The organism is Legionella lytica (assembly GCF_044626755.1).
GTDB lineage: Bacteria > Pseudomonadota > Gammaproteobacteria > Legionellales > Legionellaceae > Legionella > Legionella lytica_A.
Genome location: NZ_JBGORX010000001.1, coordinates 958,541 through 973,908 on the forward strand (window position 1 = coordinate 958,541; position 15,368 = coordinate 973,908).

Genomic DNA, 15,368 nt, shown 5'->3' on the forward strand with positions numbered 1-15,368 from the left:
CTCATTACCCTGAAATCAGATTAATTAGGAAAATTTCTTCCCTTATTAACTAATCCAACCCCCTTATCATGCATTGGGCTGACTTTTGAAGCACTATGACCCTGTTCTTTATTTTCTGCTGGATGATGTTTTGCTTTCTCATCAGCAGTACGTGTTTCTTGCTTCATAACATCTTGGGAATGAGGCATAGTAGATTTGCTGTGCTGCACTACGGGCTTAGACGATTTTTTCGCACTCTTTTTCTCACCTGCTTTAGCAACAGTTTTTGTGCTTGGTTTAGCAGCAGATTTAGTATGAGCAGCGGTTTTTTTAGCCGCAGGCTTAGCAGAAGCAGATTTTTTTGCTGTGCTTGTTGCGGTTGAGCTTATTTTATTTGCGATGGTAGAACTTGCTTTTTTTGCGGATGAACTTACTTTTTTAGCGGTTGAGCTAGCTTTTTTTACTGCTGAACTTGCTTGTTCCATGATGTCTTTCGCACTTTCTTCCGTACGGTGAGATACTTTAATCCAATGATTTTCTAAAATACTAAAAGTATCACGCATGTAATCAATAGCCATATGGCTGTTACGAATCAACATATTCATGTTTCTCTCTAAGAGCTCTTCTGGTTTTTTTATGCTAAAAAGCTCACCAGGTTTCATATAAGAAAAGCCCTGCATCGTTTTAATATTCAGTTCCATTAATTTTTGTAATGGAAATTCCATATTACTAAATACTTTTTGATCAAAGTGAACGTTTTTCATTATTTCTCCCTATGCGGCAGTGCACAACACAAGATTAGTAATCCTACATCAATTTGTCAAATCCAATAAACCTTGAATAGTACTTTTTATATGTTCAGTAATCCGATCCGTTTGCGGCTGAGAAAATAGCCCCCACCGTTTCGTAACAAGGTAATTAACTCCTACCGCGACTCCATAACCTACAACTAGAAGACCCATCACCGCAACAATCTCGCTAATTAACCATCGCAGATCGCGATTATCTTGAAAGAAAGGCCGGTGTTTCTCTATTTGAGCGAAACAACGCTGGCTATATAAGGGAAGAAGTAAAGGATCGGGATTTTCCATAAATTCCTTAGTATATTTGCTCAGTTGACTCTGTAATCTTTTCACCCGAGCTGCTATTTCAATAAAACCTCGTGCTACTAAGTCCTTTTCCTTTTTGTCTAAGTCACACAGTAATTTATTAATCAGTCTAAGCCTCTGCTCATAATGGTGTAGTTTAGCTCTTGAAAAGGTTTGGATTGTTTCTAACTGATACATTGGACGGGCAACGTGTGAAAACAACTTAATCGCATCCTCCAGTGAAAAACGAGAAGCCGGATCCTCGTGCAATAATCCATTGAGACAGTTTCGAATAATCCGCTCATCACTCTTAAACAAATGTGTCCCAGAACACGTAAATAAATGGTTATTCTTCGTCATTTGCTTCGTTTCAGGCCAAGACCAAGATTTTCTATTATTCAGATAATAATTAGTGTAAGAATCACCCCATACGTAGCTCAATATTCTCCCCACCGCATAAGCATCTGATTTTTCTGTATAAGTTACAGGAGCAATGAATGACTCAGGCGAACGATACGCCGGTGTTCCCACAACGCGGTCGTCCTGATTTCCCTTCAACATCGCACGCCCATAATCAATAATTGCAATTTGAGGTGGTTTTTTTTTCATATCAATAAGCATATTTAAAGGTTTCAAATCACGATGCACAATTCGCTTGTCCGTGACTTGTGACTTAACCGCATGCAAAATAGCAAAAGTAATGTCTAATCGTTCTTTTACAGTGAGTCCACCATGGCGCCCCTTATCCCACAAAAGTTTTTCTAAGGTACAACCTTCTGCCTTATCCATAAGCAAATAACTTTTCTTACTATTTTCTTCAAAAACAAAAACTGGTGGTTTTACTTGCAGATATTCTGCGCGCTTTAAAAATTGATACTCTGCCTCAACTAATGCTCTTCGCTCATGATGCATATGATCTTCAATTTTAATAACTTCCTTGGCCTCATAGTTTATAACAGACTCCAGTGTTTTAAATTGTATTGTACCCAAGACAGGATAGACCGCCCCATAGAATCCCGTACCCAACGGCTCTTGTGCTGTATCGAAAATTGCAAATTGATCCTCTGTTTCCTGTGACTTTAACAAGGAATGTGTAAAACAAAACCGATATCGGATATTTTGATACGTATACTCGTAACAATGCTCCTTATTCCATAAAGTTCCCATTTGTGCCTGCTTAAAAAATTCCGTCAAGATCTCCAAATACTGAAAATCAAATAACGCGGACTCCATTTTCAAGGGGTTTACCGTAATTATCTTAGAGTAAGTCATAAAAAATCATATGGAATAAATTTAAATAATATGTGTGATTGTACAGCGATCATAATTTGTTGCGAATCCTGAAAAACTGCAAGAATAATTTGGTATTAATCACTAAAATCGATGGCTTTTTTCTGTGCGTCGGGTAGGATAAGTAAGCAATTTATAAATCTTACGGAGGAGTGCAATCATGAGCCACGCAGAAAGCGAAAAAATCAAAAAGGAAAGAGAGGAACATGAAGCGAATGTGCAGCGATTTATGTCCCAACCATTTAACCCATCCAATAAAGAACAATTAAACGAATTAAAGCTACGCATTGATGAGTTTGAATTTACATTGAATCAACGGTATCTATTCAAAGGAATGAACACAGGACTTCAGACTTGGGGAGTATTTACTACGGTCAGAATGCTATTGCCGCTTCCAGAGTTTGCCAACTACTTTCTTTCTGCCTTTCTTTATTTAGGTACAGCAGGATTTATTCTACAAAAATTTAGTACCACGGATTACTACAACCAATTGGAGGAAATGAAAGAAATCTACAATTGGGCACTCAAAGATGGCAAAGATCTGTATGATGGAAAAACCAATAATACAGACAAGTTAAATACCGCTGAAATTCAAAAATTAATTACCTTATTAGCACCAGAATGTGATCTTAAGTTTATGTTGGCTTGGCCTAAAGTGACTGAAGAACAGCCATTAAAAACTGGTTTTAGTGCCGTATTCGCTGTAGGCCAAAACCTTTATGGTCGCTTCTTCTCATCGGCCCCCGACGTTTCAGATAAGCTAAAACCACTGCAAATCCAGGTGGAAACAGAAGCTTTATCCGTGAGCGCTTTAACCGGCTTTGAGCAATCTTTACGATACTTTACCACCAGCCCTTACTGTCGAGATTTATTGAAAGCGACTATTCAACAGCCAGTTGATTACGTCAAAGGAATGATTCCGGAAGTGATTTCTTCTGGTTTTTCTCATCCAAAATCGGCTTAACCGAACATACGTTAATTGGATGGTGTAATGCTGGGCTTTACGGCCCAGCCAACTTATACTAAAAACTACATGCGTCAGAAATAGGGGGCGAATTACTTTCTATAGCTTCCTGTGTATCTGAGTTTTCTTCACCACGCAGCATCATCAATTCCTGCGAAAGCATCTCCTGAAGATGTCCATAAGTCTCGACCACTTCATTCGCTGATATAACTCTTAATCTATTACTGCCAAAAACGGAAGCACCATCCACCGCCTCCCTCAACACCTGAGGTATAACCGGTGATCCCGTAATTTGGCAAAGTTTGGCAGCAAATAGCAATCCATTATCAATCCACTGCCTCGCAATATCTAGGCTATGAGCCAACTCAAAAAAAGCCTTCATAAGCATGTGATGCAACGTTTCGTAATTAGTATTACAGCGAACCAGGTCACTATTATGGCTTAATTTAAACAGCTGTTGATAGACAATACCTTGTGCTATTTTTTTTTCACTCATCATAATGGCCGCGTCTAACGACAAATCATAATTATAATCAAAGCATAGTGAAATTAAATGAACTAATTCAACTGGGTAACCTAACTCTAATGCAATTTGTTTAAAAACGGCGGCTGAGCGCAAACTATAGGTGGGATCACCAGACCAGCCAACCTCGTTAGTTCGGCCAGAGCGGAATAAAAACAAAGCGAGTTTCAAACAGGAGCGTTCTTCTAATGTGATTAGACGATATTTCTCACGATCATGTGAAATTAATGTTTCTAAATAATAATCAAATAAAACCATGAGTCGAAGCCCATGAGTAGTACCATGGTTAGTATGAAAAGCTACTCTTCCCCTAAAAAAATCATAGTCGTGAGGCTTATCGGTGTAAGGTATTTGCAAAAGATCCTCTGATAAAAGCTTTAGCAATTGAAGCTCTTTCTCTTTATCCTTTCCCTGAAGGGTCCAGTAATGTTTAAACTCATCGAGGGGTCGATAAGTCAATAGAATCTCTTTTGATTCATCTTCTCCGTGTGACTGTTTTAAATGGGCAGGTAAGTTAATTATTTGCTTTTCCCTGCCCACTAACAGAAGTGTTTCAATCTCTTTAATTTCATTATCATCGCACTGAAAAATATATTTTTTATGTGAATTATCTAACGTTAGAACATTGTCATAGTCTCTGGCACTTAAGTAATCATTTAACTCAACAACTATTCGTTCTAATTCCAATTTATTTACATATCTTTTAAATACCTTTCCAATGGACAATTTATAAAGGCAAGTATCATATGGAGTAATTTCAAAAGTGAACATTTATCCTTTCCTTATTATTTCTAATTAATTCACTAAGGCGTCGTAACAACCATCCCCTTTGCTCATTTTATGAGCTTCTCACTCATAAGTAAACTTTATGATAAATCGCCAACGCCCTATATTAGGTTCTACGATTGATTTTAGGTAAAGAAAAACTCACTCTTATCATCGTTAGAAAAAAGAAGAGGGAGCTCCTCTGAGGTATTAAAGAAAAACCCGCTATTACCGTCGTTATTATGGTAAGCTCGAGCAGGAGCTTCTTTCACTATTTCTTTAGTATGCGGATTTTTAGAATCCTCCCCTTCCGCAACTTTTACTTGTAATCTCGCTTTGTCTTCCTCTACGCTTAATTTGCTAAAAGTATTAGAATTCCAAAATGTACTCGTGTACTTCGCCCATCGTTCTTTAACTTTTACTTCTGGCTTTTTAATGTTCGGAGATAAGTGAAAGGCCTCTTGACTTAAACTACGTATCCTCTCTTCAAAAACATCACGCATCTCCTGACTCATCCCTAAATGATTTTCCACGATAATGTGCTCTTCGGCCAAACGCTCGTTCAATAAATTTGGCACAAAGAGACGTACCTGTAAGGTATTATGGTTAGAAACTTTTTGATCTGGACATTTTAAGCGTAATAAAGTATCAAGCACCCCAGGATTTTCCTCATCATAAATACCATTTTGCTTAGAAATATATGCTGTGGACTCAACCAAATGAAGCGGAATTAAATAGTGATAAATAGCTCCGTGAGTACCAAACTGTTCGTCCTTACATAGTGCCAAAAACCGGTTACAAATTGCTTCTCGCTCTTGTAGTTGCCCAAGCAATACACCTTCTTTATCCAATAGCTCGTTAATTAGTTCTGAAAACTTTAGCTGGGTTACCGAATTATTATCATAGAAAAAGTCAATTGTAGACTCTTCGGAGGCTCCATCGGAATTTTGCCATAATGAAGGATTAGCTGATAAAAGATGCCAACTCATGTTTTCGGTATTATCTACAGATTGTGTTTCTTTTTGCCTTTCCAAAAGAGAGCTTAAATCTTTATAGGCTATTCCTGGTGGGGTCCCATTAAAACTTCTTATCCAGGCGGTCTTATTCGGTTTTTCTAATAATCCTTTTAATTCACGGCAGAATAAATCTAATGCATAACTAAATTTGGTTGTTGCATGATAAACTGAAACATGCGTTGCCAAATGCCGATTCTCTTGCTCCGTGCAAGCCTCTGTAGGCATCTTCTTCCGTGCCTCTTCGTTCCAGCCTATATAATCCAATACCTCCGTAGAATGGATTGGCTCACTAAACCATAATTCTGTAGGAGATTTTAACTCGGAGAAAATCGAGGGTCTAATAGGCAATAAGGAATACATATTTTCTTTTGCTTTCGGAGCATTCACCCAAGCAACTGCTAAATTATTACTACCGTTTAAATAGATATAATTCGGTCCCGCAAGCGTAAGCGCATTGATTGGTGCTCCTGTCATTCGACAAAGAGTGGCTGCATATTCCAGATAACTATCTGCAATTTTCTCGTGTTCTTGCTCAGGAGCAAGCAATTGGTGTAACTCATCGGCAACAGGTTTTTTTATTTCTTCATATTTTTCATAACAACGCACCAAATCACTTTCATGGCTTAGTTTTAAAATCTTAGTAAATAACAACATCTTATTCCTATCCTGCGGAGATAAATCAAGTTGTTGTGAATGATCTTTATGATAATCAAAACTTAAAGTGAGCATGTTGACCAGCTGAGAGTCAAATTCTAATTCAAGTGCAATTTTCTTGAAAATTTCCGCCGAACGTGGTCCATAATTGGGATCAGTACTCCAACTCAGCTCATTAGTTCTACCAACACGGAATAAAAAGGCAGCAAGATGTAAACAGGCCCGCTCTTCAATAGTTAATGACTCAGCAAGTCCGCGAAAAACCTCACTACCATTTTGCTGAATGAGCTCAAGATATTGCTTCGACAATGAATATTGTCTAAGCCCATGTGTTGTTCCATGATTGGGATGGTAAGCTACCTGGCCTTTAAATGAGACACTGTCATTAGGCTCATCAACATAAGGAACTTCCATTAAATCCTGAGATAACTGCTCAAAGAGAGTGAATAGTTTATCGTAGGACTGTGTTTTCCAATATTCTGCAAATGAACTGACTTCACGAGAAGAAAAAACTACGCGGTGTTTATCATGCGAGAGCGCTAAATTTTCCGGCAGATCAATCGCTGCTTTATTTTTGCCATTAACGAGCAGATTGGTTAAATCCTTCTCTTGCGCGAAAGACATTGCTAAATCGTACTCATCTCCAACGCTCAGAGTAAACGCTGTGTCCATATATTCAAACATTGCGGTTACATCTTGGGACAACGTAGCAAATTCTGTCGGTTTAATATAACGTACAAAATTACCGTCAATTTGTAATTCGTACAAGTCATTATTTTTTTCACTCGCTTTAATAACAAACCGCATAATAACTACCTCAAACAAAATAAGTTCGTTTATTATACTAATTGATTATTAAGGGCTCATTAAGGATGTATTTTTTCTGTGAATCGCGTTCTGAGATAAAAGCCTCTAGGTAATGTTTTTACCTTATTTCCCTCGCTATCAAATCCATAACAAAGAGATTTACCACTAGCCCCTTTGGGTCTCACTTGCAGATACTCACCCACACTGGCATCCACTGTTTCAAGATATCCAGTACTGATTTGTTGGGTTAAATAATTCCAATCCGCAGCCAAGGTTGCTTCATGTTCAGCACTGGGTGACCATAAAAATCCCTGGCCAATTCGTCTTTGTGAGTATGGAATATCGGTATCACCTTCAACGGGCACCCAAAGCACACGTCGTAATTTGGCATAACATTGTGAGGTGCTCCACTGTTGCTGATGGATGGTCAATAAAGGAATTGAGGTGATAAAGGTAGATTCTGTAGGTTTTCCAGAGAGAGCTATAGGTAAGGTTTTAAGTTCAACACCAAGCTCTTGAAAATCAGGCAAAGACTGATTAAATGCGTTCGCACCTAAAGCGAGTTCAATAACCTGCCCTATCCAACCTTTACGCTGATCGGGGCTCTCAGGAATAATTAAACCCAAGCTTAGGCTTAATTGAGCAAAGGTCAAGCCAACCAAATTGGCGCAACGCTGAATTAGCTCCGCCTCGGTTGTGGGTGGGCTAATCCTTTGCGACAAGTTGTCCATGTCCTTCTTTAATCTCAATAGCAAGGGGTTCAACAGGCGGTCTAACATTTGCCGCTTTAAATTGAGCCGTTATCGCAAAAAGTACGTTCGAGCGCACTTCAAAGCGTGAATGTAATTGCACATTAACATAATAGCGCGCTTCAAACTCAATGAGCGCTTCATCAATTTTCTTAAGAAATACTTGTGCCGGAGGATCAGGTACAATTTCAGGAATAATTGCCAGAACATCAAGAATTAATTGCTGAATCATTACGGGGTCATCAGCACGGCTTACCTTAATGGGAACAACCGAACGCACAATGCCATCCTGATGGGTCCAGTTAGTAAATGGCTTGTTAAATGTTTCTGCATTAGGAATTAAGATTTCCGTATTGTCCCAGGATGACACACGCATGCAGCGAATACCAATATGTTTGACCTCACCTTCATAATCACCAATAGTAATTAAATCCCCTTCACGTACAGGTCGCTCAATCAATAACATCAATCCACCTACAATGTTACTGGCGAAATCACGTAAGCCAAAACCCATACCCACCGCAAGTCCCCCAATAATCATGGACATGCCGCTAAAATCGAAGCCCCACACATGCAAAGTAACAAAACCGCCAATTAGCACTACTGAGTATTGGCTAAATACAGAAAGACTGTTGCGGATACCTACGTCTTTAATATTTTTAAATAACCAACGATAACAAAATTCACGTGTCCATTTTGCGGTCCAAAAGAAAATGGCTAGCAAAATAAAAAACGCTAGCGTGCTAGCAACAGTAATATGAATTCCAGGTACATTAACAATAGTGGATTGTACTAAATGCTCCAAACTGACAATGACCCATGAATCAGAACTCCAGCCAAATAAGTTACAAAGCATTCTGAAACTGAAAAAAAGCATGCCAATACGTAGAAGACTATCAATCGGCTTTAAAAAGACTTCGATCCATAACCAACCATTACGTAAAGAGGAAATCATCCATTCTGAAAAGAGCTCTAATGCATCAAAAAGCAAACCACGAGCGATAATATAGGTAACTAATACAGTAAGCACATTGGCCTGATATTGGCTCATGGTCCAAGCCAGGTTAATAAAGCCTGACAATCCAATTACCGCAGTAGAAAATACCGTGATAGGCACTAAAAAAATTAACAAAGAAATCGCATTAAGTACGTAGCGTTTTTTATTTGTTACTAATGGATGAATCAAATAGCGCACCATTTCTCGGCTTTTCCAAGCCACTACCGATACGGCTAAGAGGAACAACATGAATAAACGGTTAAAAATGTCCTGAATCAATAAGGACAAAGGCAATAAATGACCAATAGTCATCAGTGCAGTTGTCCAGCCTCCAAACAGCAGAAGCCACTTTAAGCGATAATAGAGTTTAACATCCTTACCTGAAGAATCCGAAAGCGTCTCTAATAAAACTAAACGTGAAATTAAAATCGCAATGCGGAATGTAAACCAAACAGCAATAAGTTTCAGTAACAGTTGGTAATTAGCAAAGGAAATATGGGTGACATAGAAGATCATCACGAGCATCGCCGTAAGGCAAAGGTAAGGTATATTTCGTTCAATGAGGACTAAAAATCCATCGAGAAGGTAGCCCGCCAAACGTGAACGTTCTTTATCGCTGCGCCATCTTTTCAAGAAGCGATTCAACATAAAGAACAAACCAGCAATCAAAGTCAGTACACTCCCAAACATTACCTGAGCTAATGGAGTTAACCACAAATAACTATCATAAACCTTCAAGCTTAAGGTTTTTATGTATTTATAAAATAAGCTGGGAATTGCAGCGATTTTTTTAACAATAATAGGCCAGCTGTTAATATTGTATTCAGCAAGTGTTTGTCTGGATGAAATTAATTGTTTTAATTGCGCTTGATAATCAGCTAATTTATTTAAGGCTTCTTGTTTCTGGAATGCGATTTCATTAAGACGCAGTGCTAAAGTATCTATTAATGTTTTTATGGTTCTTTTAAGATCTGGCGTTTTAATTGTACTCGCCTCTGAATTCAGGAAAACACTAATTTGCTTCAGTGACTTCTCAATTTTACTGTATTGGCTGACTGCATCTTTATAAATATCAGTGACTAATTGTAAATTTTTACTATCCGGGCTTTTAAGATAAATCATATCCGCCCTAACCACCATTTTTTGCGCGCTCAAAGCATTGAGTTCATATTGAATTGCAGCAATATTTTGGTTATTCACTAACAGTCGGGTTTCATAGTCGGCATCATTCGCACGAAGAATTATAGCTTTTTTGCCATTAGTCTTCGCCAGATCACTTTGATAAAGCTTATTTAAATCCTGGTTTAATTTATCTTTGAGGCCTTTAATTTGCAGCAATTTTTGCTCTAAGACAAAGTTTGCGTGCCACAACTCTAAATGCTTCCCTTCATCCGTAAGTACCTCATGAAACTCTTTCGCAAGAGCTAAATTGTCATTAATCAGCTGCGTTGCTTGTTTATTAATCGCTAGCAATACTTCAACCTTAGCCACCCGCTCTTCAATGGTAATCCCTTCTTTGATTATGGGTAATTGTTGTAAATGTTTTAAGCGTTGATTGAGCGTATTTTGCTCTATAGTTTGTTGGTCGAGAAACCCATTCAAGCTGTCAATTTTGGCAACGGTCATTTTAAGTATTGACGATACCTGTCCCAATTTAGCTTGATATTCTTTTTCATCTTTAGGTTGCAGATGCTGTTTGCTCTCTTTGATCGCCAAGGTGAGGCGATTTTTTTCCTGGCTTAAATATTCGCTGAAATTCACCGGTTTCTGTACTGATACCGCCACCGGGGTGGATTTTTTGGATGCAGTTTCAGGTTTCGCTAAAGAGTAGCTGGAATAGCATAGCGAAAAGAAAAATATAAAAAAGGCATAACACCAGTAAGGAGCACTGGTGTTATGACGAAACAGATTATTTTGTCGATTTAGTTGGAGCAAGTCTAATTCCTAATTCATTAAGCTGTGCACTGTTAGCCGGTGATGGTGCACTGGTTAAAAGACAGGAAGCCGTTTGAGTTTTAGGAAATGCGATTACGTCTCTAATTGAAGTAGAATCCGTAAGCAGCATAGCCAAACGATCGATACCTAAAGCGATACCACCATGTGGCGGGGCTCCATATTGTAACGCATCGAGTAAAAAGCCAAACTTCTCTTGAGCTTCTTGTTCATTAATTCCAAGTAAATTAAATACAGCCTTCTGTAAATCGGACTGATGAATACGTATGGATCCACCACCAATTTCATAGCCGTTTATTACTATATCATAAGCTTTAGCCAAAGTGTGAGTAGGATTTGCACATAATGATTCCGGAGACAACTCTTTTGGTGACGTAAACGGATGATGCATTGCTTGTAACCTGTTGTTTTCATGATCCATTTCAAACATTGGCCAATCAACAACCCATAAAAGCTCCCATTTATCACTAAGTAGTTTTCTATCGTGACCTAATTTAATACGTAAAGCACCCATCGCTTCATTTACGATATGAGTCTTATCTGAACCAAAGAATACAACATCTCCAGTTTCGGCCTCGACTCGATTAAGAATCCCCTCAACTACTGCATCAGAAAGGAACTTAAGAATGGGGGATTGTAAGCCTTCCATCCCTTTACTGCGGTCGTTAACTTTGATGTACGCCAAACCTTTTGCGCCATAAATGCCTACAAAATTACCGTAATCATCCAGCTCTTTTCTACTTAATTCATTACCTTTAGGAAGCTTTAATGCCACAACTCGGCACTCAGCGTCATTCGCAGCACTGGAGAATACTTTAAAATCACATTCTCTAACCAGATCAGCAACATCCACCAACTCCAATGGATTACGCATATCAGGTTTATCACTACCAAAACGACGCATTGCTTCAGCATATGCCATTCGAGGTAGCTTTTCAGGTAAATCAACATTAAGGATTTCTTTAAAGACGAGCTTTAATAAACCTTCAATTAAATTTTGAATCTCCATTTCATCAATGAAGGACATCTCGATATCAAGCTGGGTAAATTCAGGTTGTCGGTCTGCACGCAAATCTTCATCGCGGAAGCAACGCACAATTTGGTAGTACTTATCAAAACCAGCCACCATCAATAATTGCTTAAACAATTGAGGTGATTGGGGTAACGCATAAAACTCACCTGGGTGCACGCGAGATGGAACTAAATAGTCACGAGCGCCTTCAGGAGTAGCTTTGGTCAACATAGGCGTTTCAATATCTAGAAAACCTTGTTGGTTCAAGTAGTTGCGCATACAAGTGTTTAATTGATGTCTTAACTGCATCTTCGCTTGCATTGATGGGCGGCGCAAATCAATGTAACGGTACTTATAACGTAAGTCTTCATTTACTGTTTGAAAATCATCTGGTAAGAAGGGTGGTGTTGGCGATGGGTTTAAAATTTCCAGTTTGGTGCCTAGAACTTCAACACGTCCTGTTGCCATAGTAGCATTCATCATGCCTTCGGGCCGGCTACGTACTATCCCAGTAAGGGCTACTACAAACTCTGAACGGAGTTTTTCTGCAACGGCGAAAATCTCTTGATTTTCCGGCTCGTATACCACCTGTAGTAAACCTGTGCGATCACGGATATCCAGGAATATTACACCGCCATGATCACGTCGGTGATGTACCCACCCACACACCGTAACTTCTTTACCTAAACTAGATTCATCCACTCCCAAACAGTAGTGTGTACGCATAAAAACCGCCTATTTAATTTTATTAAGATTTGGAACCATTACCAAAAACTGTGAAATACTACCTAGTCCGTGCTCGTTGATTTAGTATCAGTTTTTGCAGGAGCAGTTTCTTTGCTTGTAGAAGTAGTTGACGGAGTACTGTTTTTATTTTTGAAATCAGTAGCATACCAACCTGTTCCTTTCAATTGGAAACCCGCTGCAGAAATCAGTTTAATTACAGTATCCTTTTCACATTCAGGACATTGCTTGACAGGTTCATCACTGATTTTTTGCATTAAATCAAAATGATGATGACAATTTGTACATTGATATTCATAAATTGGCATCTAAACAACTCCATTAACTTCAGTTTAATAAATTCAACCTTTAATTATAGCTAAATCATAAAGGATGACAATATATGTAGCAAAAAACAATTATGACCAATTATCGCCCTTCAAGTACAATGTTCTAGCTATCAATTAAACAAGAATATTACTCATGAATTGTTATGAACGCTTAGGTCCCCAAGAAGAAAATACCCCTCGCTTTGGATGTTATTAAAAGATGAAGCAATCCAGTACTACGTTTAGCATTGTTCTGGTTGCTTCGCCAAAGCTCGCAATGGCGTAATTAACCTACTCTCGTGGCGCTTACGAGAAGCTGATGTAGAATCCATCGATGTCCGCAAGTCCGGCTCTATAATTTAAAAAACATTTTCCGTCTATATAAAAAAGCAGCAAAAAGAAAATTCAAGAAAAGAAAAACAAAAGAATAAAAAAGCCCGGCATTTTCTTGGCTAAAGCTACCAAATAAATACTCAGAAATTGCGACTCGCAAATTATCCGAAGCTCCATTAGGCATCGTAACCGTGAATACAGCTTGCAACTTAAGTAACAGTACATGGAAAAGAAAAATAAGCAGCGCATTCATGCCAAAAATCTTAAAGGGTAAAGCCCATTTGCTGTAGCCAAGAATATCAATTACATAAAAACACAAAGCAAAGCCCCAAAGAGAAATGCCGCCCACCCATAAAACAAAAGAACTGGACCATAAATTTTTATTAATGGGGAAGCTATAGCTCCAAAGCCAGCCTAATAAAAGAAAAAGCAATCCTGCTAACACCATGAAAAAACACTTTTTTTGTTTGCTAAGTGGAGTAAGTAACAGGCTTCCTGTCAACACCCCCATCAAAGTAGTCGCTACTGCAGGAATCGTACTTAACAATCCCTCTGGATCAAAATTTCTATAAAAATGTGGCGGTGATAAAAGTTGCTGATCAATATAAAGCACCCAATTGTTCGTCATACTTAATGGGTTCCCTATTCCACCAGGCACTGGAACAAAAACCATCAGGTACCAATAACCCAGAAGGATTGCTATGAAGAGTGCAGCCTGGATTCTGACCGAAGTATTTAAATAAAGAAGTGAACACACAAAGTAACAAATCGCGATACGTTGTAGAATTCCATAAATACGAATGGTTGCAAAATCAAAATGTAAAGGAAAGGCATTTAAAAAAAGCCCAAATAAAAAGAGCAAGGCAGTGCGTTTAAAAATATTTTTATAAATATCTGAAGAGACTTGGGGATTTGTTACTGTTTGTCTTTTTAAACTAATGACCGTTGTTACGCCAACAATAAATAAAAAGGCAGGAAAGACCAAATCGGCAAAAGTACACCCGTTCCAGGTGGCATGATCGAGTAAAGGATAAGCCTCGTTGGTTCCCTGGCTATTCACTAATACCATTAACGCCATAGTTAAACCGCGGAATACGTCTAAAGATAAGATACGTTCGGAATTGCCGCTCATGAAGGATTGTTTCACCATTTAAGTAAGTAAGAGCTCAGATGTTGCGTTAATTCGCATGAATCGCGCACAATAAAAAAGCAGGGCTCAATAGGGTACGTTAGATCTCGAGCAATTACCAAATAATACCATCATAGCATATGCTAAATGCTCTTCAAACCACGAACAGGAATGTCCAAATGATAAACATAATGCTTGATAATTTGCTCTGCTTGCTCACTGGTTAAAGGCTTACTGATTGCCCCTTCCATAAAATAATGCTGGCAATCGTATTTGACTACATCAGCCTCATAACCTGTTAAAGCAATAATTGGCACATGAAATTTCGTGTCTTTTTCTTTTTGCCTTAATTGCTTCGCCACGATATAACCCGAAGAATCCTCTAAGCCAATATCCATTAACACCAAGTCATATTTTCCAGGTTGAAATAGCTTCAATGCATTATCCGCGGTTTCAGCAATATCCACATGGCAATTTAAGGACGTCAATAAAGCTTTTTCAACATTTTGAGCAATGACATTATCCTCAACCATCAGTACCGTGGGTAAGTGTCCCTCTTTTATAGCGTCGTGCACTTCTTGATCTGTATCTTCAATCACTGATGATGCGGAAACGGCTTTACTCATGCTCACATCAGTTAAGACCACGACTAAACCAATCACTTCTTTTTGCAAATCAAAAATAGGTACTCGTGAGGCATGAAAATAAAATACCTTACCATTCTGATTCCGAATAGCTTCTTCTTCGATGTGATGCTGTGATTCACCGGAAAAAAGGACCTTCATATCTTCTAATTTCAAGGCATCAATTCGCGCCTCATCCCAATGGCCAAACTCAATCATTTTTTGATAAGGGGTACCATTAAAATCTTTTAATTTTTTCAAACCTAATAAATCGCGAAAATTACTATTACACCCCTTCAAATTACATTCCATATCCACCCAATAAACAATATTAGGCATTGCGTTGATAATTTCCATGTAATAATGATTGATGACTTCAATCTCATCTTGCTTATATACATTTTTGCCGTGGGGGGACATGCAATAGCTCCGCT

11 protein-coding genes are annotated in these 15,368 nt (G+C 38.5%); 1 reads left to right on the forward strand and 10 read right to left on the reverse strand.

Annotated features, from left to right (window positions below; translation table 11 throughout):
• Positions 1-20: 20 nt before the first annotated feature.
• Together ACD661_RS03960 and legK1 are read right to left on the reverse strand one after the other, a co-directional pair.
• The gene (locus tag ACD661_RS03960) at positions 21-743 is read right to left on the reverse strand and encodes a hypothetical protein (protein ID WP_400186476.1); all 723 of its coding nucleotides are present in this window, start codon (positions 741-743) and stop codon (positions 21-23) included.
• Between the two features lie 48 nt (positions 744-791).
• Complete coding sequence (gene legK1, locus ACD661_RS03965) at positions 792-2,339, reverse strand: Dot/Icm T4SS effector kinase LegK1 (protein WP_400186478.1); 1,548 nt, start codon at positions 2,337-2,339, stop codon at positions 792-794.
• Between the two features lie 178 nt (positions 2,340-2,517).
• Here legK1 and ACD661_RS03970 point away from each other — a divergent pair, with 178 nt between their 5' ends.
• Entirely contained in the window at positions 2,518-3,321 is an 804-nt protein-coding gene (locus ACD661_RS03970) for a hypothetical protein (protein WP_400186479.1), read from the forward strand.
• A gap of 58 nt (positions 3,322-3,379) precedes the next feature.
• Here ACD661_RS03970 and ACD661_RS03975 read toward each other — a convergent pair whose 3' ends face one another.
• The 8 genes from ACD661_RS03975 to ACD661_RS04010 all read right to left on the reverse strand — a co-directional run bounded on the left by ACD661_RS03975 (position 3,380) and on the right by ACD661_RS04010 (position 15,354).
• A complete protein-coding gene (locus ACD661_RS03975) occupies positions 3,380-4,615 on the reverse strand; it encodes a SidE phosphodiesterase domain-containing protein (protein ID WP_400186480.1) in 1,236 nt (411 codons plus the stop codon).
• Positions 4,616-4,755: 140 nt separating this feature from the next.
• Complete coding sequence (locus ACD661_RS03980; protein ID WP_400186482.1) at positions 4,756-7,086, reverse strand: SidE phosphodiesterase domain-containing protein; 2,331 nt, start codon at positions 7,084-7,086, stop codon at positions 4,756-4,758.
• Between the two features lie 59 nt (positions 7,087-7,145).
• Positions 7,146-7,817, reverse strand: a complete 672-nt coding sequence (gene mutH, locus ACD661_RS03985) for a DNA mismatch repair endonuclease MutH (RefSeq protein ID WP_400186483.1) — start codon at positions 7,815-7,817, stop codon at positions 7,146-7,148.
• Positions 7,792-10,767 carry a mechanosensitive ion channel family protein gene (locus tag ACD661_RS03990; RefSeq protein WP_400186486.1) on the reverse strand — a complete coding sequence of 992 codons (2,976 nt, stop codon included), beginning with the start codon at positions 10,765-10,767 and terminating at the stop codon, positions 7,792-7,794. The genes mutH and ACD661_RS03990 overlap by 26 nt, the downstream gene beginning before the upstream one ends.
• On the reverse strand, positions 10,742-12,523 hold the full coding sequence (gene aspS / locus ACD661_RS03995; protein WP_400186488.1) for an aspartate--tRNA ligase: 1,782 nt from the start codon (positions 12,521-12,523) through the stop codon (positions 10,742-10,744). The genes ACD661_RS03990 and aspS overlap by 26 nt, the downstream gene beginning before the upstream one ends.
• A 62-nt stretch (positions 12,524-12,585) precedes the next feature.
• Entirely contained in the window at positions 12,586-12,849 is a 264-nt protein-coding gene (locus tag ACD661_RS04000; protein ID WP_400186489.1) for an FmdB family zinc ribbon protein, read from the reverse strand.
• Between the two features lie 352 nt (positions 12,850-13,201).
• Positions 13,202-14,314, reverse strand: a complete 1,113-nt coding sequence (locus ACD661_RS04005; RefSeq protein ID WP_400186491.1) for an acyltransferase family protein — start codon at positions 14,312-14,314, stop codon at positions 13,202-13,204.
• Between the two features lie 140 nt (positions 14,315-14,454).
• The gene (locus ACD661_RS04010; protein WP_400186493.1) at positions 14,455-15,354 is read right to left on the reverse strand and encodes a response regulator; all 900 of its coding nucleotides are present in this window, start codon (positions 15,352-15,354) and stop codon (positions 14,455-14,457) included.
• Between the last annotated feature and the right edge of the window lie 14 nt (positions 15,355-15,368).

What these genes read in the sequence shown, in the direction of transcription:
- ACD661_RS03960 (WP_400186476.1), bottom strand. Translation starts at nt 743, where the DNA reads ATGAAAAACGTTCACTTTGATCAAAAAGTATTTAGTAATATGGAATTT.
- legK1 (WP_400186478.1), bottom strand. Translation starts at nt 2,339, where the DNA reads ATGACTTACTCTAAGATAATTACGGTAAACCCCTTGAAAATGGAGTCC.
- ACD661_RS03970 (WP_400186479.1), top strand. Translation starts at nt 2,518, where the DNA reads ATGAGCCACGCAGAAAGCGAAAAAATCAAAAAGGAAAGAGAGGAACAT.
- ACD661_RS03975 (WP_400186480.1), bottom strand. Translation starts at nt 4,615, where the DNA reads ATGTTCACTTTTGAAATTACTCCATATGATACTTGCCTTTATAAATTG.
- ACD661_RS03980 (WP_400186482.1), bottom strand. Translation starts at nt 7,086, where the DNA reads ATGCGGTTTGTTATTAAAGCGAGTGAAAAAAATAATGACTTGTACGAA.
- mutH (WP_400186483.1), bottom strand. Translation starts at nt 7,817, where the DNA reads ATGGACAACTTGTCGCAAAGGATTAGCCCACCCACAACCGAGGCGGAG.
- aspS (WP_400186488.1), bottom strand. Translation starts at nt 12,523, where the DNA reads ATGCGTACACACTACTGTTTGGGAGTGGATGAATCTAGTTTAGGTAAA.
- ACD661_RS04000 (WP_400186489.1), bottom strand. Translation starts at nt 12,849, where the DNA reads ATGCCAATTTATGAATATCAATGTACAAATTGTCATCATCATTTTGAT.
- ACD661_RS04005 (WP_400186491.1), bottom strand. Translation starts at nt 14,314, where the DNA reads ATGAGCGGCAATTCCGAACGTATCTTATCTTTAGACGTATTCCGCGGT.
- ACD661_RS04010 (WP_400186493.1), bottom strand. Translation starts at nt 15,354, where the DNA reads ATGTCCCCCCACGGCAAAAATGTATATAAGCAAGATGAGATTGAAGTC.